The 23643-nt window shown below is 65.0% G+C and carries 21 protein-coding genes; 15 read left to right on the top strand and 6 right to left on the bottom strand.

Annotated features, from left to right (window positions below; translation table 11 throughout):
- Window positions 1-61: 61 nt before the first annotated feature.
- From hpaI to L0D16_RS01405, 13 genes are all read left to right on the top strand, one after another.
- On the top strand, window positions 62-949 hold the full coding sequence (hpaI, locus tag L0D16_RS01465; RefSeq protein ID WP_243029567.1) for a 2,4-dihydroxyhept-2-ene-1,7-dioic acid aldolase: 888 nt from the start codon (window positions 62-64) through the stop codon (window positions 947-949).
- Window positions 946-1686 (top strand): fumarylacetoacetate hydrolase family protein, encoded by a 741-nt coding sequence (locus tag L0D16_RS01460; protein WP_243029566.1) that lies wholly within the window; start codon window positions 946-948, stop codon window positions 1684-1686. Before hpaI ends, L0D16_RS01460 begins: the two co-directional genes overlap by 4 nt.
- Window positions 1683-3233: a 5-carboxymethyl-2-hydroxymuconate semialdehyde dehydrogenase gene (gene hpaE / locus L0D16_RS01455; protein ID WP_243029565.1), complete on the top strand. Its 1551-nt coding sequence runs from the start codon at window positions 1683-1685 to the stop codon at window positions 3231-3233. The genes L0D16_RS01460 and hpaE overlap by 4 nt, the downstream gene beginning before the upstream one ends.
- Before the next feature lie 4 nt (window positions 3234-3237).
- Window positions 3238-4689: a 4-hydroxyphenylacetate 3-monooxygenase, oxygenase component gene (gene hpaB / locus L0D16_RS01450; protein WP_243029564.1), complete on the top strand. Its 1452-nt coding sequence runs from the start codon at window positions 3238-3240 to the stop codon at window positions 4687-4689.
- The gene (gene hpaC, locus L0D16_RS01445) at window positions 4686-5189 is read left to right on the top strand and encodes a 4-hydroxyphenylacetate 3-monooxygenase reductase subunit (protein ID WP_243029563.1); all 504 of its coding nucleotides are present in this window, start codon (window positions 4686-4688) and stop codon (window positions 5187-5189) included. Before hpaB ends, hpaC begins: the two co-directional genes overlap by 4 nt.
- Complete coding sequence (gene hpaD / locus L0D16_RS01440) at window positions 5177-6133, top strand: 3,4-dihydroxyphenylacetate 2,3-dioxygenase (protein WP_243029562.1); 957 nt, start codon at window positions 5177-5179, stop codon at window positions 6131-6133. The genes hpaC and hpaD overlap by 13 nt, the downstream gene beginning before the upstream one ends.
- Window positions 6134-6234: 101 nt before the next feature.
- Complete coding sequence (locus L0D16_RS01435; protein WP_243029561.1) at window positions 6235-7407, top strand: ABC transporter substrate-binding protein; 1173 nt, start codon at window positions 6235-6237, stop codon at window positions 7405-7407.
- 3 nt (window positions 7408-7410) lie between these two features.
- The gene (locus L0D16_RS01430; protein ID WP_243029560.1) at window positions 7411-8388 is read left to right on the top strand and encodes a branched-chain amino acid ABC transporter permease; all 978 of its coding nucleotides are present in this window, start codon (window positions 7411-7413) and stop codon (window positions 8386-8388) included.
- Window positions 8388-10142, top strand: coding sequence for a branched-chain amino acid ABC transporter ATP-binding protein/permease (locus tag L0D16_RS01425; RefSeq protein WP_243029559.1), 1755 nt, complete (start codon window positions 8388-8390; stop codon window positions 10140-10142). The genes L0D16_RS01430 and L0D16_RS01425 overlap by 1 nt, the downstream gene beginning before the upstream one ends.
- Window positions 10139-10867, top strand: a complete 729-nt coding sequence (locus L0D16_RS01420) for an ABC transporter ATP-binding protein (protein ID WP_243029558.1) — start codon at window positions 10139-10141, stop codon at window positions 10865-10867. The genes L0D16_RS01425 and L0D16_RS01420 overlap by 4 nt, the downstream gene beginning before the upstream one ends.
- Window positions 10864-11205 (top strand): phenylacetic acid degradation protein PaaD, encoded by a 342-nt coding sequence (locus tag L0D16_RS01415; RefSeq protein WP_243029557.1) that lies wholly within the window; start codon window positions 10864-10866, stop codon window positions 11203-11205. The genes L0D16_RS01420 and L0D16_RS01415 overlap by 4 nt, the downstream gene beginning before the upstream one ends.
- Before the next feature lie 9 nt (window positions 11206-11214).
- Complete coding sequence (locus L0D16_RS01410; protein WP_243029556.1) at window positions 11215-12549, top strand: phenylacetate--CoA ligase family protein; 1335 nt, start codon at window positions 11215-11217, stop codon at window positions 12547-12549.
- A 3-nt stretch (window positions 12550-12552) separates the two neighbouring features.
- Window positions 12553-12981, top strand: a complete 429-nt coding sequence (locus L0D16_RS01405) for a thioesterase family protein (RefSeq protein WP_243029555.1) — start codon at window positions 12553-12555, stop codon at window positions 12979-12981.
- 21 nt (window positions 12982-13002) lie between these two features.
- Here the strand turns inward: L0D16_RS01405 and L0D16_RS01400 are convergent, their stop codons facing one another.
- Complete coding sequence (locus L0D16_RS01400; RefSeq protein ID WP_423247852.1) at window positions 13003-14928, bottom strand: cobyric acid synthase; 1926 nt, start codon at window positions 14926-14928, stop codon at window positions 13003-13005.
- Between the two features lie 104 nt (window positions 14929-15032).
- Complete coding sequence (locus tag L0D16_RS01395; protein ID WP_243029554.1) at window positions 15033-16010, bottom strand: pyridoxal phosphate-dependent aminotransferase; 978 nt, start codon at window positions 16008-16010, stop codon at window positions 15033-15035.
- Between the two features lie 192 nt (window positions 16011-16202).
- Here L0D16_RS01395 and ppdK point away from each other — a divergent pair, with 192 nt between their 5' ends.
- The gene (ppdK, locus tag L0D16_RS01390) at window positions 16203-18806 is read left to right on the top strand and encodes a pyruvate, phosphate dikinase (RefSeq protein ID WP_243029553.1); all 2604 of its coding nucleotides are present in this window, start codon (window positions 16203-16205) and stop codon (window positions 18804-18806) included.
- Between the two features lie 310 nt (window positions 18807-19116).
- Entirely contained in the window at window positions 19117-20109 is a 993-nt protein-coding gene (locus tag L0D16_RS01385) for a TAXI family TRAP transporter solute-binding subunit (protein WP_243029552.1), read from the top strand.
- A 13-nt stretch (window positions 20110-20122) separates the two neighbouring features.
- Here L0D16_RS01385 and L0D16_RS01380 read toward each other — a convergent pair whose 3' ends face one another.
- Genes L0D16_RS01380 through L0D16_RS01365 form a run of 4 tightly spaced genes read right to left on the bottom strand, consistent with a single transcriptional unit; the run spans window position 20123 to window position 23631 of the window.
- Window positions 20123-20875 carry a LamB/YcsF family protein gene (locus tag L0D16_RS01380; protein ID WP_243029551.1) on the bottom strand — a complete coding sequence of 251 codons (753 nt, stop codon included), beginning with the start codon at window positions 20873-20875 and terminating at the stop codon, window positions 20123-20125.
- A gap of 19 nt (window positions 20876-20894) precedes the next feature.
- Window positions 20895-22196, bottom strand: coding sequence for a TRAP transporter large permease (locus L0D16_RS01375; RefSeq protein ID WP_243029550.1), 1302 nt, complete (start codon window positions 22194-22196; stop codon window positions 20895-20897).
- Window positions 22193-22678: a TRAP transporter small permease gene (locus tag L0D16_RS01370; protein WP_243029549.1), complete on the bottom strand. Its 486-nt coding sequence runs from the start codon at window positions 22676-22678 to the stop codon at window positions 22193-22195. The genes L0D16_RS01375 and L0D16_RS01370 overlap by 4 nt, the downstream gene beginning before the upstream one ends.
- Window positions 22675-23631 carry a TRAP transporter substrate-binding protein gene (locus tag L0D16_RS01365; RefSeq protein WP_243029548.1) on the bottom strand — a complete coding sequence of 319 codons (957 nt, stop codon included), beginning with the start codon at window positions 23629-23631 and terminating at the stop codon, window positions 22675-22677. The genes L0D16_RS01370 and L0D16_RS01365 overlap by 4 nt, the downstream gene beginning before the upstream one ends.
- Window positions 23632-23643: the final 12 nt, after the last annotated feature.

The raw sequence follows: 23643 nt of genomic DNA, 5'->3' as shown, positions 1-23643 counted from the left end.
GTGTCCCGACCAATTGCCCGCTGCCCTGGCCCACCCCCATCCTGAGGGGGAAAGGAGCAGCATGTTTCAGGGTTCCATTCCTCCTTTGCCCACACCTTTCCGCAAGGGACGCATTGACGAGGAGGCCCTAAGGCGCCTGGTGGAAAGGGCTATCCAAGGGGGTTCCCACGGCCTCAGCGTGGGGGGGACCACCGGGGAGCCCGGAACCTTAACCTTGGAGGAGAGGAAGCGGGTCATAGAGGTGGCCCTGGACCAGACGGCGGGGCGGGTTCCGGTCATCCCCGGAACCGGGGCCTTGAGGCTGGAGGAAACCCTGGAACTCACCCGCTTTGCCCAGGAGGCCGGGGCCCAGGGGGCCATGGTCATCGTCCCCTACTATCTGAAACCCAACCAGGAGGGGCTATACCGCTACTTCGCCGAGGTGGCGAGGGCGGTGCCCGACTTCCCCTTAATCCTCTACAACATCCCGGGCCGAACCGGGGTGGAGATCGCCCCCAAGACCGTGGCCCGCCTCCGGCGGGACTTTCCCAACATCGTGGGGCTCAAGCACTCCTCCAAGGACCTGGAGTACCTCTCCCAGCTCTTCCAGGAGGCGGGCCGGGACTTTCTCGTTTTTTGCGGCCTGGAAAGCCTTACTCTGCCCATGATGAGCCTGGGGGCGGTGGGGACCATCGCCGCCACCGCCAACTGGCTTCCCCAGGAGGTGGCGAGGCTCACGGAACTGGCCCTCAAGGGGGATTACCAGGGGGCGAGGGAGCTCCACTACCACCTCCTCGAGGCCAACGAGGCCATCTTCTGGGACACCAACCCCATCCCCCTAAAGACGGTGCTTTCCTGGATGGGCCTTTTGCAGAAGGAGTGGCGCCTCCCCTTGGGCCCCACCACCCCCGAGGTGGAGGCGAGGCTTAGGACCATGGCCCAGCGCTACGGGCTTTTGGAGGGGGCATGAAGCTTTGCCGCTTTATCAGCAAGGGCCGGGTCCACCAGGGGGTCTATCGGGACGGCCTCCTCCTGGACGAGGCAGGGGAGGCCCACGACCCCGAGGGGGTTACCTGGCTCCTTCCCTTTACCCCCGGCAAGGTGATCGGGGTGGCCCTGAACTACGCCGACCATGCGGAGGAGCTGGGGCTTTCCCGCCCCGAGGAGCCGGCCCTTTTTTGGAAGCCCAATAGCAGCCTTCTCCCCCACAAGGGGGTGGTGCGCTACCCCCAGGGGGCGGAGTACATGCACTACGAGGTGGAGCTGGCGGTGGTGGTGGGCCGACCCATGCGCAAGGTAAAGGTTAAGGATGCCCTGGACTACGTCCTGGGCTATACCATCGCCAACGACCTGGTGGTGCGGGACTATGTTTCCAACACCTTCCGGCCTCCCATCCGGGCCAAGGGGCGGGACACCTTTGGCCCCCTTGGCCCCTTTCTGGTGGTGGGGGAGGTGGAGGACCCTCAGAACCTTGTCCTGAGGGCCTATGTGAACGGGGAGCTTCGCCAGGAGGGGCACACCTCGAGGATGCTCTACTCCGTGGCGGAGCTTTTGGAGTACATCTCCGAGTTCATGACCTTGGAACCCTACGACGTCATCCTCACCGGTACCCCCAAGGGCATAAGCCGGGTGTTCCCTGGGGACGTGATGCGGCTGGAGATCCAGGGGCTGGGTGCCCTGGAAAACCCCATTGAGGAGGAGGCATGAGGTACCAGGACCAGGTGGCGGGGATTCCTTGGGAGAGGATCGAGGCCATCCGAAACGCCCTGAAGGGATGGACGGCCCTCCACTTCATCGGCGGAGAGTTCCGCTCCTCGGAAAGCGGGGAGGTCTTCCCTACCCTGGACCCTTCCGCCAACCAGGTGCTTTCCCATGCGGCCCGGGGCGGGGAAAGGGAGGTGGACCGGGCGGCCAAGGCGGCCCACGAGGCCTTCCCGAAATGGAGCCGCACCCCAGCCCGGGAGCGGAAGCGCTACCTCCTGAGGATCGCCGAGCTTTTGGAAAAGCATGCGGATGAGCTGGCGGTGGTGGAGGCTTTGGATGCCGGGCAGGTTTTGCGCATCGTGAAGGCCCAGGTGGCCCGCTCCGCGGAGAACTTCGCCTTCTACGCCGAGTACGCCGAGCACGCCATGGAGGACCGCACCTTCCCCGTGGACCGGGACTGGCTCTACTACAGCCTACGGGTCCCGGCTGGCCCCGTGGGGATCATCACCCCCTGGAACGCCCCCTTGATGCTTTCCACCTGGCGGATCGCCCCCGCCTTGGCCTTCGGGGACACGGTGGTCCTGAAGCCTGCGGAGTGGAGCCCCTTAACCGCCAGCAAACTGGCGGAGATCGTGCAGGAGGCGGACCTTCCCCCTGGGGTCTTCAACCTGGTGCAGGGGTTTGGCGAGGAGGCGGGGGCCGCCCTGGTGGCCCATCCCCTTGTTCCCCTCATCACCCTCACCGGGGAGACGGAGACCGGGAAGGTGGTGATGCAAAACGCCGCTAAGCACCTGAAACGGCTTTCTTTGGAGCTTGGCGGGAAGAGCCCGGCCTTGGTCTTTGCCGATGCTGATCTGGAGCGGGCTTTGGATGCGGTGGTGTTCCAGATCTACTCCTTCAATGGGGAACGGTGCACGGCCAGCTCCCGCCTGTTGGTGGAGGAGAGCATCTTTGAGGACTTCGTGGGGAGGGTGGCCGAAAGGGCCCGGGCCATCCGGGTGGGCCATCCCCTGGACCCCGAGACGGAGGTGGGGCCCCTCATCCACCCCGAACACCTAGAGAGGGTGTTGGGGTATGTGGAGGCGGGCCTTAGGGAGGGGGCCAGGCTTCTGGTAGGCGGAAGGAGGGCCAGCACCTCCTTCCGCGGGGAAGACCTCTCCCAGGGGAACTACCTGGAGCCCACCCTATTCGTGGGGGAGAACCATATGCAAATCGCCCAGGAGGAGATCTTCGGTCCCGTTTTGCTGGCCATCCCCTTCAAGGACGAGGAGGAGGCCCTTAGGAAGGCTAACGCTACCAGATACGGCCTGGCGGCCTACGTCTTCACCAAGGACCTGGAGAGGGCCCACCGCCTGGCCCTAGAGCTGCAAGCGGGCCTCATCTACCTGAACAGCCACAACGTGCGCCACCTTCCCACCCCCTTTGGCGGGGTTAAGGAGAGCGGGGACCGGCGGGAAGGGGGGTGGTACGCCCTGGAGTTCTATACCGACCTCAAGGCCGTGGGGCTTCCCCTAAGGCCCCCTCACGTGCCCAAGTTCGGAAAGAGGTGAGAGGATGGCAAGAACAGGAGCGGAGTACCTGGAGGCCCTCAAGGAGCGCCCCCCTAACCTCTGGTACAAGGGGGAAAAGGTGGAGGATCCCACCACACACCCGGTTTTCCGGGGGATCGTGCGCACCATGGCGGCCCTATACGACCTGCAGCACGACCCCCGGTACCGCGAGGCCCTCACCTACGAGGAGGAGGGGAGGCGGCATGGGATGAGCTTCCTCATCCCCAAGACCAAGGAGGACCTAAAGCGCCGGGGCCAGGGCTACAAGCTTTGGGCGGATCAGAACCTGGGGATGATGGGCCGTAGCCCGGATTACCTCAATGCCGTGGTCATGGCCTATGCCGCCAGCGCCGAGTACTTTGGCGAGTTTGCCGACAACGTGCGAAGCTATTACCGCTACCTCCGCGACCATGACCTGGCCACCACCCACGCCCTCACCAACCCCCAGGTGAACCGGGCCAAGCCGCCCTCGGCCCAGCCCGATCCCTATATACCCGTGGGGGTGGTGCGGCAGACGGAAAAGGGCATCGTGGTGCGCGGAGCCCGCATGACCGCCACCTTTCCCCTGGCGGACGAGGTTCTCATTTTCCCCTCCACCCTGCTTAAGGAGGGGCCGGGGAGCGAGAAGTACGCCATCGCCTTCGCCCTGCCCACCTCCACCCCGGGCCTCCACTTCCTCTGCCGCGAGGCCTTGGTGGGAGGGGATAGCCCCTTTGATTATCCCCTCAGCAGCCGCCTCGAGGAGATGGACTGCCTGGTGATCTTTGACGACGTGCTGGTCCCCTGGGAGCGGGTCTTCATCCTGGGAAACGTGGAGCTTTGCAATAACGCCTACGCCGCCACGGGGGCTTTGCATCACATGGCCCACCAGGTGGTGGCCCTGAAGACCGCCAAGACCGAGGCCTTCCTGGGGGTGGCGGCCCTGATGGCCGAGGGGATCGGGGCCGACGCCTACGGCCACGTGCAGGAGAAGATCGCGGAGATCATCGTCTACCTGGAGGCCATGCGGGCCTTCTGGACCCGGGCGGAGGAGGAGGCCAAGGAAAACGCCTTTGGCCTCTTGGTGCCTGACCGGGGGGCCCTGGATGGGGCCAGGAACCTCTACCCCAGGCTCTACCCCCGCCTTAGGGAGATCCTGGAGCAGATCGGGGCCAGCGGCCTCATCACCCTGCCCTCGGAACGGGACTTCAAGGGACCCTTGGCTCCCCTGTTGGAGAAGTACCTGCAGGGGGCGACCCTCGAAGCCAGGGAACGGGTGGCCCTTTTCCGCCTGGCCTGGGACATGACCCTCTCGGGGTTTGGGGCGCGGCAGGAGCTTTACGAGCGCTTCTTCTTCGGGGACCCGGTGCGCATGTACCAGACCCTCTTTAGCGTGTACGATAAGGAACCCTACAAGGAGCGGATCCGCACCTACCTCAAGGGGGCGCTTTCCGTGTTTAGGGAGGTGGAGGCGTGACGGGTGCCTTTCCCGAGGAATCCGCGGGTTTGCCTACGCCAGAGAAGTCCCTTAAAGAGGCGTTCCGGGAGGCCTTAAGCCGCTTTGCCGCCGGGGTTACGGTGGTGTCCGCCCGGTTGGGGGAAGAGGAACGGGGCATGACCGCCACCGCCTTCATGTCCTTGAGCCTCGAGCCTCCCCTGGTGGCCTTGGGCATCCACGAAAAGGCGAGGCTTCTGCCCATCCTGGAGGCCTCCCGGGCCTTCACCGTCAGCTTTCTGAGGGAGGGGCAGGAGGCGGTTTCCCAGCACTTTGCCGGGAAGCCCCAGGAAGGGGTGGCCCTGGTGGAGGGGAGGGTGGAAGGGGCCCTGGCGGTTTTGCGCTGCCGGTTGGCCGCGGTCTACCCTGGAGGGGACCACCGCCTGGTGGTGGGCCTTGTGGAGGCCATTGAGCTGGGGGAACCGGGCCTTCCCTTGGTGTACTTCGGCCGTGGCTACAGGAGGTTGGTATGGCCATCGTGAGGGTAGGGTTCCTGGAGCTTTGGGTTAAGGACCTGGAGAGGAGCCTGGAGTTTTACCAGGGGCTTTTGGGCTTCCGCCTGGAGCACAGGGAGGGGCAAAGCGCCTACCTGCGGGGTTATGAGGAGCTGGAGTGGAGCCTGAAGCTCACCCAAGGGGCCTTCCCCGCCGTGCGCAGCCTGGGCTTTAAGGTGGACGAAGAGGGGGTGGACCAAGCCCTGGCCTGGGCGGAAAGGGAGGGGCTTCCCCACCGTTTGGAGACCGACTGGGGACGGCCGCGGATGCTCCGGGTCCAGGATCCCTTTGGCTACCCCTTGGTCTTCTACTCGGGGGCGGAGAAGCTTCCCCGCGTCCTTCAGGACTACCACCTGTACCGCGGGCCGGGGATTTTGCGCATCGACCACCTGAACCTCTTCTCCCCTGAGGTGGAAAGGGCCACCCGCTACTACCAGGAGGTCCTGGGCTTCCGCCTCACCGAGTACACCGAGGACGAGGAGGGAAGGCTTTGGGCCAGCTGGCTCCACCGCAAGGGGAACGTCCACGACGTGGCCTTCACCAATGGGGAAGGCCCCAGGCTCCATCACTTCGCCTACTGGCTTCCTGACCCCATGGCCATCCTCAGGGCGGCGGACATCCTGGCGGGGGCCAGGAGGACGGACCAGATCGAAAGGGGTCCGGGGCGGCATGGGATATCCAACGCCATGTTCCTCTACCTTAAGGACCCGGACGGGCACCGTATAGAGCTTTACACCTCCGACTACCTCACCGTGGACCCCGACCTGCCCCCGGTGCGCTGGAGCCTGAACGACCCCAGGCGCCAGACCCTTTGGGGGCACAAGACCCCAAGAAGCTGGTTCCTGGAGGGCAGCGCGCTTCTGGACCTCGAGGACCGACCCTTGCCCACCCGGCCCTCTCCGTTGGCCGGCATCCCCGAGCACGTGACCTAGTTGACGGGACAGATGTCCCTAGGTAGACTGGAAGGCAAACGGTCGTTAGTTAGACCCAGTCCGGGCCTTGCCCGGTGGGAAAGGGACAAGGAGGGAAAAGCATGAAACGATGGTTGGCAGCCCTGTTGGTGTTGGCCCTTTCGGCCATGGCCCAGGAGGTTCTGAAGGTGGGCGTGGTGGTCTCCGCCACCGGTCCCGCCGCCTCCTTGGGGATTCCGGAACGGAACACCTTCCTCATGCTCCAGGAGATGCTGGACCGGACGGGAGGTGTGGCCGGGCGCAAGGTGCAGTTCATCATCCTGGACGATGCCTCCGACACCACCCAGGCGGTGCGCAACACCCGCCGCCTGGTGGAGGAGGGCGTGGTGGCCATCATCGGCACCACCACCACCCCGGCCTCCTTGGGCATGATCCCCGTGGTGGCCGAGGCCAAGGTGCCCATGATCTCCTTGGCGGCCAGCAAGGACATCATCCATCCCGTGGACGCCCAGCGCTTCTGGGTCTTCAAGACCCCGCAGACGGAGGAGCTCATGGCCCGGGCCATCGTGGCGGACATGGTGGCCAGAGGGGTGAAGACCGTGGGCTACATCGGCTTCAACGACGCCTACGGGGAGGGCTGGGCCCGCTTCTTTGAGGCCGAGGCCAAGGCCAAGGGCCTCCAGGTGGTGGCCAGCGAGCGGTATGCCCGCACCGACACCTCGGTGACCGGCCAGGTGCTCAGGATCATCGCCCGCCGGCCCGATGCCGTTCTCATCGGGGCGAGCGGCACCCCTGCGGTGCTGCCCCAGCGCACCCTGAGGGAACGGGGGTACGCAGGCCTCATCTACCAGACCCACGGGGTGGCCAACCCCGACTTCCTGCGGGTGGGGGGTAAGGACGTGGAGGGCACCCTCCTTCCCGCCGGCCCCATCCTGGTGGCGGAGCAACTTCCCAGCACCTTCCCCAGCAAGCGGGTGGCCCTGGACTACATCCAGCGCTACGAGGCCAAGTACGGTATCGGCAGCTACTCCACCTTCGGAGCCCATGCCTGGGATGCTTGGCTAATCCTGAAGCCGGCCTTGGAGCGGGCCTTGAAGCGGGTGGATCCCGCCAAGGACCTGGCGGGCTTCCGTTCTGCCTTGCGGGACGAGATCGAAGCCACCCGGAACCTGGTGGCCACCCACGGGGTTTTCACCTTCAGCAAGGAGGACCACCTGGGCCTGCGCTTTGAGGACGCTGCGGTGATGGTCCAAATTGAGGGAGGCCGCTGGAAGCTGGAGCGTATCTTCCGCTAAGCCATGGACGCCACCATCCTCAGCTTCCTACTCTTGGACGGGTTGCAAAACGGGGTGGTCTACGGGCTTCTGGCCCTCTCCCTGGTCTTGGTTTTCGCCGTTACCCGGGTGATCCTGGTGCCGATCGGGGAGCTGCTCATGTTCGCCCCCCTCTCCCTGGTGTGGCTTTTGGAAGGGAAGCTTCCCGGTACCCTGTGGCTGGCCCTGGCCCTGGGGGGGGCCTGGGCCCTGATGGACCGGGGCCGGGGGGCCCTGCTGCCCCTTCTGGGAGGGGTGGGGCTTTTCCTCCTTTTCCTGGTAGCCCAGGGCAGGCCCTTTTTGGCCCATGGGGCGGCGGTGCTCCTGGTGGTCTACCTGGGGGTGGCCACCTATAGGGTCTTCTTCCAGCCCATGCGGGGGGCCACGGTGCTCTCCCTTCTCATCATGGCCGTAGGCCTCCACGTGGCCTACCAGGGCCTGGGCCTGGTCTTCTTCGGCCCCGAGCAGTTCCGGCCCGCCCCCCTCCTTTCCGGGGAGGTCATGGTGGGCCTTTCCTGGCAGGGGGTTTTGGTCCTCCTCTTCGCCGCCTTGAGCCTGGCGGGCCTTTACCTCTTTTTCCGTTTTTCCCTTTTCGGCAAGGCGCTTTTGGCGGCGGCGGAGAACCGCTTGGGAGCCCGGCTTTCTGGCATACGTCCGGAGGAAGCGGGGATGGTGGCCTTTGGCATCGCTAGCCTACTGGCGGCCCTGTCCGGGCTTCTTTTGGCTCCCCTCATCAATGCCGCCTATTTCATGGGCTTTATGCTGGGGCTTAAAGGATTCGTGGCCGCCATCCTGGGGGGGCTTGCCAGTTACCCGGTGGCCTTCTTGGGGGCGCTTCTCGTGGGACTATTTGAAAGCTTTACCAGCTTCTACGCCAGCGCCTACAAGGAGGCCTTGGTCTTCCTACTCCTGGTGCCCGCCCTTTTCTACCAGAGCCTGAGGGCTAGGACGGTGGAGGAGTGATGCGCTACCTTTGGTTTTTGTTGCTCCTTTTGCCCTGGGTACTCTCCCCCTTTCCCTACTACCTCACCCTGCTGAACTTTTTCGCCCTCTCGGCCATGGTGGCCCTTTCCCTTTACGTGCTTACGGGCTTGGCGGGGATGACCAGCTTCGCCCAGGCGGCCTTCATGGGGATGGGGGCCTATGCCACAGCCCTTGTTACCCTTAAGCTGGGGCTTTCTCCTTGGCTGGGGCTTCTGGCAGGGCTGGGGTCGGCGTTTCTGCTGGCTTTGCTCCTGGGGGGGCTTACGGTGCGGCTGAAGGGCCACTTCCTGCCCCTTTCCACCATCGCCTGGCAGGTGGCCCTGTACATTCTGGCGGGGAACCTGGTGGGGCTTACAGGGGGGCACACCGGGCTTACCGATCTCCCCCCGCTGGGCCTCTTCGGTATCCCCCTGGACACGGGCCTTCGCTACGCCTTCCTTACCCTTTTCCTCTTGGCCCTTCTGATCCTGGCCCTCTATAACCTGCGCCATAGCCGCATAGGCCGGGCCCTTTTGGCCCTGAGGGGGGATGCCCTGGCGGCAGCCAGCTTCGGGGTGGATCCGGCAGCCCTCAGACTCAAGGCCTTTTTGCTCTCCGGGACCATCGCTGGCCTGGCCGGTTTTCTTTACGCCCACTTCCTGCGCTTTGTCAATCCCACGCCCTTTTCCCTGGAGGCCTCCATCAAGTATCTGGTGATGGCCGTGGCGGGAGGGGTGGGGAGCATTCCCGGAGTGCTTTTGGGAGCAGCTTTTTTCACCGGCCTCGAGGACTGGCTGAAGGACCTCCTGCCCCTCTTTCTGGGGCGGCAGGGGAACTACGAGACCATCGGCTATGGCCTGATCCTGGCCCTGATCCTTATCCTGGCCCCCAAGGGCCTCTGGCCCCTGGTGGAACGGTACCTGCCAAGCCGGGACCCAGGGCTGCCCCAGGGGGAACCCCTTTCCCTCCGGAGCCCTGACGGCCCCCGGGGTGAGGTGGTTCTGGAGGCTCGGGGCCTGCAGAAGTCCTTCGGGGGGCTTTTGGCGGTGGCTGGGGTTTCCTTCTCCCTAAAGCGGGGGGAGATCCTGGCCCTGATCGGGCCCAACGGGGCGGGGAAGAGCACCACCTTCAACCTGGTGGCCGGGGCCCTGCTCCCCGACCGGGGCCAGGTTTACCTCTTCGGCCAGGAGATCACGGGCCTCCCCCCCCACCGGATCCATGCCTTGGGCCTGGGCCGCACCTTTCAGCACCCGCACCTCTTCCCGGAGCTCACGGTGCTGGAAAACGCCGCCTTGGGTACCCATAGCCGCACCCGGGCGGGCTTTTTCCAGGCCCTTTTGGGCCTATCCCGCAAGGAGGAGGAACAGGCCTTGGCCACGGCTTACCGGGCCCTGGTGCGGGTGGGGTTGGAGTCCTTGGCCCTGGAAAAGGCGGAGCGCCTTTCCGTGGGCCAACAGCGCCTTTTGGAGATCGCCCGGGTCCTGGCCTCGGGGGCGGAGGTGCTCCTTTTGGACGAGCCGGGGGCGGGGCTAAGGGCCCAAGAGAAAAGGGAGCTGGCCTCCCTTCTCCGTTCCCTGGTCAGGGAGGGCTATACGGTCCTGATCGTGGACCACGACATGGACCTCATCATGGGCCTGGCGGACCGGGTGGTGGTGATGAACTACGGGGAGAAGATTGCGGAAGGAAGCCCCAAGGAGGTGCAGAGGAACCCCCTGGTGCGGGCGGCCTATTTGGGAGAGGAGGAGGTGGCATGAGTCTCCTTTCCGTTCAGGGTCTGACCGTGCGCTACGGGCCCCTGGAGGCGGTCCGGGAGGTAACCTTTTCCCTGAAGCCAGGGGAAGCCCTCACCCTCATCGGCCCCAATGGGGCGGGGAAGACCAGCGTGCTGCGGGGGCTTTTGGGCCTGGCCCAGGCGGAGGGGAAGGTTTTCCTGGACGGGGAGGAGGTGCGGCTACGGAGCCCGGAAGGCCTTCTGGCCCGGGGTCTGGTCCTGGTGCCGGAGGGCCGGGCCCTTTTTCCCGGGCTTTCCGTGGAGGACAACCTCCTCCTGGGGGGGTTTACCCGTTTCCGCCGGCGGGAGAACCTCAGGCCGGACCTGGAGAGGGTCTATGCCCTTTTCCCCCGGCTTTTGGAGAGGAGAAGGCAGCCCGCCGGTACCCTTTCCGGTGGGGAGCAGCAGATGCTGGCCATCGGCCGCGCCCTTATGGCGAGGCCCCGGCTCCTCCTTCTGGACGAGCCCTCCTTGGGCCTGGCTCCCCTGATGGTGCGGGAGATCTACCGCATCCTGGGGGAGCTTAAGGGCGCGGGGACCACCCTCCTTTTGGTGGAGCAAAACGCCAAGGTGGCCTTGGCCCTGGCGGACCGGGGGCTGGTACTGGAGGCGGGGGAGGTGGTCCTCGAGGGGCCGGCGGAGGCCTTGAGGCAGGACCCCCGAGTGGTGGAGGCCTATTTGGGGCTATCCCGGGAGGTGGAAGGGTGAGGGAGTTCCCGGGGGATACCTCCATGCGCACCTGGGGCCTCCAGGTTGGGTACCTGGCCCCGGGGGAAGCGGTGGTGGCCAAGGCGCACCCCAACTCCCACGGGGGCTTCCTCGAGGTACTGGGCCGCGGGACCTGCGCCTTGGCCCGCACCTCCCGGGGGTCCGCCGTGGGCCTCTCCTGCCGCCCGGATTACCTCCGTCCCCTCCCTACTGGGGTGCGGGTGGGGGCCAGGGCAGAGGAGGCGAACCTCTTCCGGCCCCCCGACACCTATCCGGTGGTCTCTGAGGGCGGGTTCAGCGCCTGGTCTTGTGGGAATGGTACTTCGCCTTGGAGGTGATGCGGAATGATGTACCAGCCGGAACTGGAAACCCTGTCCAGGGAAAAGCTTAGGGCCTTGCAGGAGGAGAGGCTTGGGGCCGTGGTGGCCTACGTGTACGAAAGGGTGCCCTTCTACCGGCGGCTTCTGGATGAAGTGGGGGTGGACCCGAAGGGGGTGCGGACCCTCGAGGACCTTCCCAAACTCCCCTTCACCAAGAAGGACCACCTCAGGGAAAACTACCCCTTTGGCCTCTTCGCCGTGCCCCGGGAGGAGGTGGCCCGCATCCATGCCAGCAGCGGCACCACGGGCAAGCCCACGGTGGTGGGCTACACCAAGAAAGACCTGCAGGTCTTCGCGGAGGTGGTGGCCCGCTCCCTGGCCGCCGCCGGGGCCAGGCCGGGCATGATGCTCCATAACGCCTATGGCTATGGCCTCTTTACTGGGGGCCTGGGTCTCCACGCCGGGGCCGAGGCCTTGGGGATGACCGTGGTCCCCGTTTCCGGGGGCATGACCGAGCGGCAGCTCATGCTGATTCAGGACTTCCGCCCAGAGGTGATCTCCTGTACCCCCTCCTACGCCCAAACCCTGGCGGAGGAGTTTAGGAAGCGGGGGGTTTCCCCGGAGGAGCTTTCCCTGGAGTACGCCGTGCTGGGGGCTGAGCCCTGGACCGAGGCCATCCGCAAGCAGGTGGATGAGGGCCTGGGGGTGCGGAGTACCAACATCTACGGGCTATCCGAGATCATCGGTCCGGGGGTTTCCAACGAGTGCGTGGAGGAGCGCCAGGGAAGCCATATCTGGGAGGACCACTTCCTTCCCGAGGTGGTGGACCCTACCACCGGCGAGCCCCTTCCCGAGGGCCAGGTGGGGGTCTTGGTCTTCACCACCCTCACCAAGGAGGCCCTGCCCCTCCTGCGCTACTGGACGGGGGACCTCACCTTCCTCACCTATGAGCCCTGTGCTTGCGGCCGGACCCACGTGCGGATGGGTCCCATCCTAGGCCGCACCGACGATATGCTCATCATCCGCGGGGTGAACGTCTATCCCACCCAGGTGGAGGCGGTGCTCCTAGGGATCCCCGAGGTGGAACCCTATTACCAGATCGTGGTGCGGCGGGAGGGAACCCTGGACGAGGCCGAGCTGAGGGTGGAGGTTTCCCAGGCCTTTTTCCAGGAGATTGGCCGCAAGGCCCTTTCCGATGAGGTCATTGAGGCCGACCACCGCCTCCATGCCCTTAGGGAGAAGGTGGCCCACAAGATTAAGGACACCATCGGGGTGAGCATGAGGGTAACCCTCCTGGCCCCCGGGGAGGCCCCCAGGAGCGAGGGGGGGAAGCTGCGGCGGGTTTTGGACCTGAGGAAGTAGGCCATGCGCCCCATCCCCATCGGTTTTGAGGCGACGTTTGAGACCTTGGTTACCCCTGAGATGACCGTGAACTTTGAGGAGCTGGGCCCGGTCCATCCCGTGTACGCCACCTACTGGATGGCCAAGCACATGGAGCTGGCGGGGCGGAAGATCATCCTTCCTTTCCTGGAGGAGGGGGAGGAGGGGATTGGAAGCTACGTGGAGGTGCGCCACCTGGCCTCGGCCTTGCCGGGGATGCGGGTGCGGATCGTGGCCCGCCATGAGCGCACGGAGGGGAACCGGGTCTACGCCACCATGGAGGCCTACAACGAGCTGGGGGACCTGATCGGCCGGGGGCGCACGGAGCAGGTGATCCTGCCCAAGGAAAAGGTGGAGGCCCTCTTTGCCCGCTTGCGGGAGAGGTGGGAGGCCTCTGGCCACTCCCGGGGTTAAGGCCACCTGGGACCCCGGTTCCTAAAGCCGCAGGGGCTTGCCGGCCACCATGAGGTAGACGGCCTGGGCGGCTTCGGCCGCTAGGGCGTTCACCTGGCCCAAAAGGTCCCGATAGCGCCGGGCCAGAGGGTTTGCCGGGACAATCCCCATCCCTACCTCGTTGGAAACGGCGATGACCCGCTTGCCGCTGGACCCCACCGCCTGGAGAAAGCGCCGGGTCTCCGCCACGGGGTCCAGGCCCTTTTCCAAGAGATTGGCCACCCAAAGGGTAAGGCAGTCCACCACCACCGTGGGGTGGCGGGCCTGTTCCAGGGCCTCCGCCAGATGGAGGGGTTCTTCCAGGGTCTCCCAGGTGGGAGGGCGTTCTGCCCGGTGGCGGGCGATCCTTTCCTGCATCTCCACATCCCGGGCTTCCGCGGTGGCGATGAGGGTGGCGTAGGGACCGGCCAGCCTTTGCGCATAACGGCTTTTTCCGCTTTTGGCCCCGCCCAGGAGCAGGACCAGGCCGGGCGGAGGCGGGGGGTCCGGATCCCTTCCTCTGGCCGCCTCCTTGGGCCCAGAAGGGATGCTAGGGCCTAGGACAAGCCCCAGGCCCCGGTGGAGGCGGTTTAGGTCCAGGTGCTCCTCCAGGGCGTCGGCGAGATGGTCTAAGGCCTCCTCCAATCCCCTGGCCTCCCGGCCAAAGAGGGCCCGTTGGACCCCGGGGTTTTCCAGGAGGCCGTGGAGCCAGGTGGCCAGGAGGGGGCCTTCCTGATGTACCAAAGGGAGCCCCTGGCCGTGGTGGATCTCGTAGCCCTCCACCTCGAGGTCGTTAAGCCTAGCCCAAAACCCCTCGAGCCCGCTGAGCCGGATCCGGCTTCGGCGTACGGTCTTCTCCCTGGCCATCCGCACCCGGAAGGGGAGGAGGCCAAGGCCCGGGAACACCCCCTGGGCCTCCACGCCCGCTTCGTCCTCGAGGAGCTCCGCCAACATCTCCGCCCCACCGCAGAGGGCCAGCACCGGCTTGCCGGCGGCTAGATGCGCCTGCAGGAGGGGGAAAAAGGGGCGAAGCCAGGCCAGGTCCTTGGCGGGCAGGCGGCTACCCGGCAGGATGAGGAGTTCGGCGCCTTCGGCCTCCTCCAAGGTGCGGACGTACACGGGGCGGGCCAGCTCCGAAAGGGGCCAGAACTCGTCCAGGTTGGAGGCGTGGGGGTAGCGCAGGATGGCCACCTTGGGGCCTGGCCCCCTGTGGGGCACGGGGCGGAAGCCATCCTCCTCGGGCAAAGCCACGGAGAGCATGGGCAAGGTGCCCAGGACGGGTATCCCCGTCCAGCCCTCCAGGAGACCATAAGCCGGTTCCAAAAGGCGGAGATCGCCCCGGAACTTGTTGAGGACGAAGCCCAAAAGCCTTTCCCGGTGTTCCCCCAGTAGGGCCCAGGTGCCGTAGAGGGCGGCCAGTGCCCCGCCTTGGTCCACGTCCGCCACCAGGAGGGCCCTGGCTCCCGCCCACTCCGCCACCCGGAGGTTGGGCAGGTCGGGCCAGAGGTTGCGCTCCACCGGGCTTCCCGCCCCTTCCAGGACCAGGAGGTCAAACTCCCCGCCTAGGGTTTCCAAGGCCTCTCGCACAGGCCTTTCCAGGTGGGGTCGGCGTTGGGCCCAAGGGAGCCCCGAAAGGAAGGGGTCCAGTTGGCCCAGGACCACCACCTGGCTTCCCATCTCGCCCAAGGGCTTGATGAGCACAGGGTTCATGCGGGGATCGGGTTCAACCCCCGCTGCCAGGGCCTGTAGCCACTGGGCGCTGGCCATCTCCCCGCCGCCCACCACCCGGGCGTGGTTGGACACGTTTTGCGCTTTAAAGGGCGCCACCCTTAGCCCCTGGCGCCGGAAGTGGCGGAGGAGCCCAGCGGTGAGCAGGCTTTTGCCCACGCCGCTTCCTGTGCCCCAGACCATGAGGGCCTTAGCCTGCACCCAGCACCTCCAGGATCCCCTCGGGCAAGACCCGAGGAGGCCTACCCTCCCGTAGCCTTCCCGCCGCCTGGGTAAGGGAGGCAGCCGGGGCCATCACCTCCTCACTATACTTGGGACAACACGGACACCAGGGCCTGGATGGCCTCCTCCCTTTGCGCGGAAAGCCTCAGCCACTCCGGCAGGCCGAAGCTGGTGGCGTCCCGCACCCTTATCCCCTTTTCCCGAAGCCTCCGGGCCACCTCCGTGGCCTGGCCCACCCGCACCAGGAGGAAGTTGGTGGGGCTTTCCCGTACCTCGAGGCCCAGTTCCCGAAGCCTCTGGGCCAAGAGGCGCCGCAAGCGGTGGAGCTCGGCCTTAGCCCGGTCCAACCACGCCTGGGCCTCGGGGTCCAGGTGCCCCTCTAAAAGGGCCTCCCCATACACGGAAACCGGCCAGGAGGGGGCCAGGTTACGAAAGGGGGTAAGGTCCAAGGGGGCCACCAGGTACCCCGCCCGCACTCCCGTGAGGCCATGGGCCTTGTTGGGGCTATAGAGCCGCCAGGCGTTTTGGGGTAGAGGAAAAGGGGTTTCCAACAGAGGGTAGTAGGCCAGGTCCAGCACCAAGGCTCCCCCGGCCCTGGTTGTGGCCTCCTCCAGAAAGGGGTAGACCTCCCCCGTGGGGTTATTGGGCACGCAGAGGAAGGCCAAGGAGCTTCTGGGTAAGAGCCTGAGGAACTCCTCGGGGCTTTCCGTTTCCCAAAGGGGCAGGTCCAAGGCCCGGGCGGCCCGGGCGTACTCGCTGAAGGTGGGCTGAAGGAGGAGAATGGGGCCTCTTAGGAAGTTCCAACGGACCAGGCGGTGGATGAGTTCGCTGGTGCCCGTGCCCACGGCCACGTGGGTTTCCGGGACCCCGTGGCTTTCTGCCAGCAGGCGGTGGAGCCTCCGGTAGAGGGGGTCCGGGTAGCGGCTGGGATCGGCCCGCCGTAGGTATTCCAGGATTACCGGATTGGGCCCTAAGGCGTTGACGTTGGTGGAGAAGTCGTGGAGGGGCTCGGGGCCTCCATCGGGTCCCCCGTGGATAGGCGTTAGCACGTCTCCCAGCATGCCTTCCATGCTACGCCTCTCTGCCTTAGCGACCGTGGCCCTGGCCCTGTTCCCAAGGCCCGCCCCTTGGGAAAAGGGGTTAGGGCCGCCCCAGGCGGCCCCCTGCGGGGTAGTGTGGGGAAGGAGGAGGCTGGTGTAGAGGACCAGCGCTTACACTTTCCACGTTTCCACACCGGAAGGGAAACTGGGGGCGTGAAGGGAACACGGGTGTATCTGCTTTCCGAGGCCCGGGGCCTTTCCCGGGACCTCTTGGGCGGCAAGGGGTTTGGGCTCGTGGAGATGGTTTGGGCGGGGCTTCCCGTTCCTCCGGCTCTCATCGTCACCACGGAGGCTTGCCGCCTTTTCCTGCGGGAGGGGGCCGTCCCTGGTCTACAGGAGGAGGTCCGGGCTAAGATGGCGGCCCTCGAGGGCCTGGTAGGCAAACGCTTCGGCAAAGGGGAGGGGAATACCCCTCCCCTTCTGGTTTCCGTGCGGAGCGGGGCCCCGGTGTCCATGCCCGGGATGATGGACACCATCCTCAACCTGGGCCTGACCCTGGAGGGGGTGGAAAGCCTGGCCCGGGCTTCAGGGAACCCCCGCTTCGCCTGGGACACCTTCCGCCGGCTTCTTGCCATGTATGGGGAGGTGGTCTTGAGGGAAAGGGCCGAGGTGTTTGAGGGCCTGCTTTCCGCCGTAAAGGAGAAGCGGGGCGTGCAAAGCGACGCCGAGCTTACCGCCGAGGACCTCGAGGCCCTTTCCTTCCTCTACCTGCGCCACCTGGAGGAACGGGGTACCCCCTTCCCCCTGGACCCCTGGCTCCAGCTAGAGGGGGCTATAGAGGCGGTCTTCCGTAGCTGGTCCAACCCCAGGGCCAAGGCCTACCGCCGTATCTACGGCATTCCGGAGGACCTGGGCACGGCGGTGGTGGTCCAGGCCATGGTCTACGGGAACCTGGGGGAGGACTCGGGGACCGGGGTGGGCTTTACCCGTAACCCCGCCACCGGGGAAAAGGGCCTTTACGGGGAGTACCTGAGGAATGCCCAGGGGGAGGATGTGGTGGCGGGCATCCGCACCCCCGAGCCCCTTAGCCGCTTGCGGGAATATGCCCCCGAGCTCTACCGGGAGATTGAAAGGGTAGCGGACCTTTTGGAACGCCATTTCCGCGACATGCAGGACTTTGAGTTCACGGTGGAGCGTGGGCGCTTGTACCTTCTCCAGACCCGCTCGGGCAAGCGCACGGCCCAGGCGGCGGTGCGCATCGCTGTGGAGATGGCGGAGGAGGGTCTCATCAGCAAGGAAGAGGCCGTGCTTCGGGTGGAAGCCAACGCCCTCCCTGGCCTCCTCAAGCCTGCGGTGGACCGGAATAAAGCACCAGAGCCCATCCTAAAGGGGCTTCCCGCCAGCCCTGGGGCCGCGGTGGGGCACGTGGTTTTCAGCAACCAAGGGGCGGAGCGCTACACGGCCCAGGGGTTGCCCACCATCCTGGTGCGCCCGGAAACCACCCCCGAGGACATCACCGGCATGTACCTTTCCCAGGGAATCCTCACCGCCCGGGGGGGCCTCACCTCCCATGCGGCGGTGGTGGCCCGGGGCCTGGGGGTGCCGGCGGTGGTGGGGGCGGAGGGCCTGAGAGTGGCCCCGGAGGAGGGACGGGCCTGGGTGGACGGTCTTGAGATCCGGGAGGGGGACCTCCTCACCCTGGACGGAAGCACCGGGGAGGTCTTCCTGGGGGCGGTGCCCTTGGCTGAGGCGGCGGGTGAGGAACTTTTGCAGAAGCTCCTTTCCTGGGCCGAACCCCACCGCTCCTTGGGGGTTAGGGCCAACGCCGATACCCCTTCGGATGCGGAAAGGGCCCGAGCCTTCGGGGCTGAAGGAATCGGCCTCTGCCGCACGGAGCACATGTTCTTTCAGGAGGAGCGCCTGCCCTGGGTGAGGCGGCTTATCCTGGCCCGTACCCCGGAGGAGGAGGCCGAGGCCTTAGAGAGGCTTTATGCCTTCCAGAAGGAAGATTTTAAGGCCATCTTGAGGGCCATGGATGGCCTGCCTGTGACCGTGCGCCTTTTGGACCCTCCCCTCCACGAGTTCCTGCCACCTTTGGAAGAGCTTCGGGAAAAGGCCATAGCGGGGGATGAGGAGGCTAAGGCTCTTTGGGAAAGGGCCAAGGCCCTATCGGAGCAGAATCCCATGCTGGGCTTCCGGGGAATCCGCCTTCTCCTCCTGAGGCCCGGCATTTTCCGCATGCAACTCAAGGCCCTCTTGGAGGCGACCAAGGAGCTGAGGGAGGAGGGTTTTGACCCCCGGCCTGAGGTCATGATTCCCCTGGTGGCGGATCCCAAGGAAGCGGAACAGGCCAGGGCCTTGGCAGAAGAGCTTTTCCAGGAGTACGGCCCCATCCCCTTCGGTACCATGATGGAAACCCCAAGGGCCGCCCTTCTGGCCTCGGAGATCGCTCCTTTGGTGGACTTCTTCAGCTTTGGTACCAACGACCTCACCCAGATGGCCTTTGGCCTTTCCCGGGACGACGCCGGCAAGTTCCTACCCCAGTACGTGGAAGAAGGCCTGTTTCCCTTTGACCCCACGGAGCGCCTGGACGAAAAGGGGGTGGGAAGGCTGATAAGGATGGCCGTGGAGGAGGGAAGGCGGGCCAATCCCCGGCTGAAGGTGGGGCTTTGCGGGGAGCACGGGGGGGAGGCCCGCAGTGTGGCCTTTGTGGCGGAGCTTCTGGATTACACCTCGGCCAGTCCCTTTAGGGTGCTCACGGCCCGCCTGGCGGCAGCCCAGGCGGGGCTTCGGAGCCGAAAGTACGCAAACACGTGATCCAAGGGGTTTGGCGCTGGGCCAAGGGTTAGAGAAGCGAAACCTCCAGGCCGCGGGTACCTCCTGGGCTTAGGACGCCCTTGCGCATCCGGGTGTCCGCTAATGGTGTAACAAATTCTCTGTAGGCATTTTGGGTTTAGAAAATTGGGCTTGTGCCTGCATTAAATCCGCTACCTGCTTTATTGTGCCTGTTGACTACTGAGATGAATCGTGGATAAGGATTTCACTTTGAACCACATCTCAGCAAAGCCCAGCTGGAGTGGCATAATGAATATGTGGTAACCGAGGTTAACCAAATCAGGGGGTGACCATGAGACGAGGCGTGTGCGTCTATTTCGTTTTGGGGGCCTTAAGCTTTGCTTTGGCACAGAAACCTCAAATCCTTATCGGCACCGGTGGCGTTGGTGGGGTTTACTTTTACTATGGCACCACGGTGGCGGAGATCCTGAACAGAACAGGGGTGGTTCATGCCCAGGCCATGCAGTCTGGGGGATCTATAGAAAATCTTATGCTCCTTCGTGATCGCACGGATGCGGCTAGAGGCGTTTTCTACTGTGGTACTGCGCTTCCTGATGCCGTTCTGATGGCTTACCAAGGCGAGGAGCGCTTTCAAGGGAGGCCTGTTCCAGTGCGCATCCTTTTCACCATGTACCCCAATTACTTCCATGTAGTGACCACGGAGGGCAGCGGGATCCGTGTACTTCAGGACCTGAAAGGGAAACGGGTTTCCACGGAGGTGCCTGGGGGTATTATTGAGTATGAGGCCAGGATTCTCATGTCTGCTGCCCTTCCCGGCTTCGATCCTCGAACGCATTTCGCCAAGTGGGAGAGGACCCGAGTGGCAGAAAGTGCCCAGATGCTTTCCGAGGGAAACTTGGATGCCTTTTTCTGGTCCGGAGGGCTTCCGACGGGGAGTATTTTGGAGCTATCGGGAAGCCTTTCCCGTAAAGGAAAGCGCCTGTACTTGATTCCTCTTCCCAAGGAAAGTACTGCGGTTCAGGTTCTCATGCGCCGCTTTCCCGGAGTGGTGGATACGGGGATCATCCCCAAGAGCGTGTACAACACCCGTTATGATACCCCAACCCTTACTTTTTGGAACGTATTTGTGTGTCCTGCTAGCCTTCCCGAGGACGTGGCCTATACCATCGTCAAAACAGTGTTTGAGAACCTGTCTACTTTACATGCGGCGGTGGCTCCGGCTCGGGATACCACATTGGAAAACGCCATGCGCTCCCGTGGGGGAAAGGTCCCCTATCATGACGGGGCGGTGCGCTTCTTCCGAGAGAAGGGACTTTGGCGCTAGCTTCCTTCTGGGGCTAGAAGGTCCTCATCTCTATCCCCGCCTCCTCCAGGGCCTTCCGCACCGCCCGCACCACCTGGAGGGCGTTGGGGTTATCCCCGTGGATGCAGAGGGTTTCCGCTCGGACCTCCACCTCCCCGCCGTCCAGGGCTTCCACCCTCCCTTCCAAAACCATCCTCAGCGCTCGCCGGGCAGCTTCTTCGGGATCGCTGATCCAGCTTCCAGGCAGGGAGCGGGGGGCCAGCTGGCCGTTGTTCAGGTACGCCCGTTCGGGGAAGGCCTCGAGGACCACCCTAAGCCCGGCCTTCCGGGCTTCCTCCTCGTACACGGTTCCGGGAAGCACCACCAGGGGAACCTGGGGGTCAAAGGCCTTCACCGCCTGGGCGATGGCCCGGGCGGTTTCCCGGTCCCGGCAGGCCTTGAGGTAAAGGGCTCCGTGGGGCTTCACGTGGTGAAGCCTTAGGCCCTCCGCCCGCAGGAAGGCGTAAAGGGCCCCCACCTGGTAGAGGACATCGGCGTACACCTCCTCGGGGCTTAGGGCCATCTCCCTGCGGCCAAAGCCCACCAGGTCCGGGAAGCCCGGGTGGGCGCCCACCGCCACCCCGTGGGCCTTGGCCAGGGCTACCGCCTCCCGGATGCGGGTGGGGCTACCCCCATGGAAACCGCAGGCCAGGTTCACCGAGGTTACATAGGGGAAGATCTCCCGGTCGTGCCCGTAGGAAAAGACCCCGTAGGACTCTCCGGCGTCGGCGTTCAGGTCTACGGTCATGGCCGCCTCCTTTCTTAGCCTAGCCCCCCGTCATGGTGTGGGGTAGCCAAAGGGCCATCCCCGGAAAGGCCACCAGGAGGACCACCACCAGGAGAAGTACCCCCATGAAAGGCAGGGCGTAGCGGGCGATGTGGAAGAGGTCCTCCCCGGTTAGGGACTGAATGACGAAGAGGTTGAAACCCACCGGGGGTGTGATCTGGGCCAGCTCTACCATGATGACCAGATAGACCCCAAACCACAAGGGGTCCACGCCAATGGCCTTCACCACGGGCAGGATCACGCTGATGGTGAGGACCACTATGGAAATGCCGTCCAAGAACCAGCCCAAAACGATGTAGACCAGGCTAAGGAAGAAGATGAGGGCCACGGGGGTAATCCCTGCCTCCACCGCCCAAGCGGCCAGGGCCCGGGGGATGCCGGTGAAGCCCATGGCCAGGGTCAGGACCCCCGCCCCCGCCAGGATCAGGCCGATCATGCTGGTGGTGCGGATGGCCCCCATTAGGCTTTCCCAGAACATCCTGGGGGACAGTTCCCGGTTTAGCCCCGCCAGGAGAAGCGACCCGGCTACGCCGATGGCCGCTGCTTCCGTGGGGGTAGCCACCCCTAGGTAGATGGAGCCTAAGACCAAAAGGATGAGGAAGAGCACGGGGAAAACACCCAGGAGGCTGGCCAGGACCTGGGCCAGAGGTTTTTGGGGCTCCCGGGGAAGTTCCTTGCGGTGGCGAAGGGCCAAAATGGCTACCAAAAGCATAAAAAGCAAGGTTAGGACCGCTCCCGGTACCACCCCCGCCATGAAGAGGCGGGCTACGGAGACCTCGGCCATAACCCCGTAGACAATCATGATGACGCTGGGAGGGATAAGGAAGCCCAGGGTTCCGGCCCCCGCTAGGGAACCCAGGGCCAGGGGCTTGGGATAGCCGCGGCGCAGCAGCTCCGGTAGGGTGAAGCGGCCCACGGTGGCGGTGGTGGCGGCGGAAGAGCCGATGACGGCGGCAAAGAGGGCGCTGGCCACCACGTTCACGTGGAGAAGCCCTCCAGGGAGACGCGAAAGAAGGGGGCTAAGCCCCTGGAAAAGCCCCTGGGCCAGCTGGGAGCGGTAGAGGATTTCCCCCATCCAAACAAACAGGGGTAAGGCGGCTAGGCTCCAACCCGAGGTGGAGGTCCAAAGGGCGGTGGCCAGGTTGGGTCCCACCGGGGCGGAGGTAAAAAAAGCCAGCCCAGCCATTCCCACCAGCAGGAGGGTCAGGCCCACATGGACGCCCAAGGCCAGGAGAAGCAAGAGAAGGCCCACCAGGATGAAACTCTCCCCTAAGAGGTTCATCCCTCCCCTCCCTTCCACGTTTTCAGACCCACCTCAAGGAGGGCTAGGGTGAAGAAGGTGAGGCCCACTGCCAGGAAGCTTTGCGGCAGCCAAAGGGGTAGGGGAAGGAGTCCCGGGGCCAGGTCCCCGTAGCGGTAGCTTTCCCCCACCCTAAGCCAGGCGTGCCAGGTGGCGTAAAGGGTGGCGAGCAACCCGAGCCCCAGAGCCATGGACTCCGCCCACCGCTTTGCCGGCTTTGGCAACCTCTCCAGCAAAACCCGCACCCGGATATGCCCCCCGGCCCTCAGGGTGGGGGCCAGGCCCAGGAAGATGAGCCCAGCCGTGGCAAACCCTGCCATCTCCAAGGCCGAGGGCACCACGAAGCCCAGGTACCGCCCCGCTACCTGGGCCAGGATCACCAGGAGGATGAAGAGCCCCATGAGGGCTGCAAGGAGCTCGGAGAGGCGGAAGAGGCCCTCGAGGACCTTCCTCAACAGGCTCATCGCCCCAGGTACTGCCGGTAGACCTTTACCCCCGTGGCCCCGGCCTGCCTTTGCCACTCTAGGATCATGGTCTGTCCCACCTTCTTGAGGTCGGTCAGCAGGGCAGGGGAGGGCTTGACCACCTGCAGACCCCGGCTCGCCAGGGTCTGCAGGGCCTTTTCCTCCTGCTCCTGGCTCAGCCGCCAGCCCCGCTCCTCTGCCCGCTTGGCCGCCTGCAACAGGGCTTCCCGGTCTTGGGCGGAAAGGCTTTCAAAGGCCCTCCGGCCGATGACCACCATGTTCTTGGGTATCCAGGCCTTCACGTCGTAGAAGTAGCGGGCGAAGTCCCAGGCCTGGCTATCTACCCCTGTTACCGGGGAGGTGATCATGGCTTCCACGATCCCGGTGGCGAAGGCCTGGGGGATGTCGGCGGCTTCCACCTGCACCGGGGACATGCCAAGAAGCTCCGCCATCCGGGCGGTGGCCGGGTTGTAAGCCCGGAAGCGCATGCCTTTCAGATCTGCCCCTGAGTTTACAGGCCGTTTGGTGTAGAGCCCCTGGGGTGGCCAGGGCACCGCGTAAAGAAAGACCACGCCCCGTTGCGCCAGCCATTTCTCCACCTCCGGACGCTGGGCCTGGTAGAGCCGGCGCGCCTCCTCGTAGCTGGTGGCCACGAAGGGGATGGAGTCCAGGTTGAAGAGGGGGTTTTCATTGGCCAGAAGGGACATGAGCACCTCCCCCATCTGCACCTGCCCGTTCCTAACCGCCGGCAGGATCTGGGGATGGGGGAAGAGGGAACCGCCGGGGTGGACAGTGATCTTTAGCCGCCCTCCCGTGGCCTCCTCCACCTCCTTGACGAACTGCTGGATGTTTTGCGTGTGGAAGTTGGCCGGGGGATAGGGGGTGGCCATGTTCCAGGTCTGGGCTTGGGCCGCTACTACCCATACGACAAGGCCTACCAACAGGCTCCGCATACCTATGCACCT

The sequence above is a fragment of the Thermus altitudinis genome, assembly GCF_022760835.1.
In the GTDB taxonomy this organism is placed as follows: Bacteria; Deinococcota; Deinococci; order Deinococcales; family Thermaceae; genus Thermus; species Thermus altitudinis.
This window is presented reverse-complemented; position numbering and strand designations above follow the sequence as displayed.